The 2,027-nt window shown below is 41.8% G+C and carries 3 protein-coding genes; 1 reads left to right on the top strand and 2 read right to left on the bottom strand.

What is annotated here, in order from left to right:
- On the top strand, positions 1-296 hold a 296-nt coding region (locus U9O96_02580; GenBank protein ID MEA2053993.1), incomplete at its 5' end, for a nitroreductase family protein.
- Positions 297-515: 219 nt separating this feature from the next.
- Here U9O96_02580 and thiD read toward each other — a convergent pair.
- Complete coding sequence (thiD, locus tag U9O96_02575) at positions 516-1,565, bottom strand: bifunctional hydroxymethylpyrimidine kinase/phosphomethylpyrimidine kinase (GenBank protein MEA2053992.1); 1,050 nt, start codon at positions 1,563-1,565, stop codon at positions 516-518.
- 31 nt (positions 1,566-1,596) lie between these two features.
- Complete coding sequence (locus U9O96_02570; GenBank protein MEA2053991.1) at positions 1,597-1,797, bottom strand: type II toxin-antitoxin system VapC family toxin; 201 nt, start codon at positions 1,795-1,797, stop codon at positions 1,597-1,599.
- Positions 1,798-2,027 lie beyond the last annotated feature (230 nt).

The following is a 2,027-nucleotide window of genomic DNA, read 5'->3' as shown; positions in this document are numbered from 1 at the left end:
ATAAAACTTGCGGTATTTCTAAATTTTTAGTGACCACATTTGGATATGTGGACTCTGTTTTTTATTGCCAATTACTAGATATAGAATTTAAAAAGTTAACAGAAAAATCCTTGGAACTTCCGCTAAAAAAGGAGTTTTTAACGGATGCACCCCTGCTGATTATTGTTGCTGGCGAGACTGACAAACCTTACTGGCTTGAATCTGCATGGATTTTCATCGCATATATTATTCTTGCTGCCGAGAGCGAGGGACTGGCAACACTTACGTTACACTCCCGGAACGACCGGATTTTTTAACTACCTTCTAAACCTGAAAGAAAATCAGCAGGTGGTAGCAGTTATTCCAATTGGTTACTCAAACGAAACCGGCGATAAAAAGAGAAAAATGACAGATACAGATGCCAAAGTATTTCACAACGGACTATGAATTTTTCCCTCTGATTCAAGTTCCTGCATTATCGCAACGACTTTCTCCACAACGTCATTGGGGTTTTCCCCTGTAATGCGTATCACGGCCTACCTTTTAGCGCCGTTATTCCTCATGCAGGCAAGAAGAACAGATGAAATGTGCTTTGAGGTACCAAATCTGCACTCACCAGCCTGAAACGGTTTTTTTGCTCTTACTATCCTCCCGTCTATGCCGCATATATCACCGTAACTGGATGCATCTGCCATTGCATATACAAAATTTATTCCAACCTCCGGGATCAGTGAGACAGGCAGAAATGACAACAATTCATCCACTGCGTCCTGAAGAGACAGCCATACCTCCGTTTTTTTTCCGTCAATGACAGGAATATGGTTTGCTCTCTGCCGCACAATATCAACTCCTTTTCCGGGAGAAAAACCTGCACATATGGCTGACCATGCATACTTCTTTGCGTTTTCGACTCCCTCCGCCAGCTTCTGCCCCTCTGCCAGAAAAGCTGTTATGAATGCGGAAAAGATGCAGCCGGAGCCGTGAGCCTTTTTACTTATCCTTGGAAGGGTAAAAGTATAAAATTCGTTGCCGTCAAAAAGAATGTCCGATGCATCTCCTTTCATATGCCCTCCTTTTATTACAACATTTTCTGCACCCAATCCATGAATAATGCCGCATGCTTTCCTTGCATCTTCAATGCCTTCTATTTTTATGCCGCATATCTTCTCGGCCTCTTCTACATTGGGGGTTATAAGGCAACATGATGGGATGAGGTATTTTTTGATTGCCTCCACCAAATTGGGCGAGGAAAGAGTGCTGCCGGTTGTTGAAATAAGGACTGGATCAACGACAAGCCTTATGCCTTCCATTTTCTCCGCAACAATCTTTGCAATTTCCGGCATATAAAGCATTCCCGTTTTTGCTGCCCCTATCTCAAAATCATCCAGAATGACATCAATCTGGGATTTTATCACCTCGGTGGGCAAAGGATAGATGCTTTTCACTTCCATTGTGTTCTGCGACGTAATGCACGTTATTACAGATGTGCCATACACACCCGCTACCGAAAATGCCTTTAAATCCGCCTGTATCCCTGCCCCACCTGATGAGTCTGAGCCTCCAATGGTGAGTACCACTTTCTGCATGATACCATAGAGAAAAACGATTTAAGTATGTTTACATCAAACCTTGCTCTTCAATTGGACGGGCTTCTATACCACATTTGGCAGCAACATCGAGCAGTTTTTTATCTTCACTAATGAGAGTATCATTAAATGAAATTGAAGCGTATAAATAGGAAGCATCATAATAACTCAGGTTATTTTTGACGGCTATTTTGAGAGCATCTGATTTAATGCCGATGTTTAAAATATCCATTAAGGATAAAATTCTAGTAGGGAGTTTTCCTAATTCGCTACCGAAAAATTAAAAAGGCTTCCACCTCATTCATATATTGGGTGAGATGGGATGCAGGGTAGATACCCTAAAAATGAAATTATTTTGAAAGATGAGGACAGAAAAAACCTTGAGAAAATAGCAAAGAGCAGAACTGCTGAAGTCCGTCTTGTTCAGCGGGCGCAGATTATTCTTCTTGCTGCTGAGGGAAA

It is taken from the genome of Candidatus Thermoplasmatota archaeon (assembly GCA_034660695.1).
In the GTDB taxonomy this organism is placed as follows: Archaea; Thermoplasmatota; E2; order UBA202; family DSCA01; genus JAYEJS01.
The sequence above is the reverse complement of the archived record's forward strand: the minus strand, read 5'-3'. Positions and strand labels throughout refer to the sequence as shown.

Bases quoted from the DNA above. Each gene is read 5' to 3' on its own strand.
- U9O96_02570 (MEA2053991.1), bottom strand. From the start codon at position 1,797: ATGGATATTTTAAACATCGGCATTAAATCAGATGCTCTCAAAATAGCC.
- thiD (MEA2053992.1), bottom strand. From the start codon at position 1,565: ATGCAGAAAGTGGTACTCACCATTGGAGGCTCAGACTCATCAGGTGGG.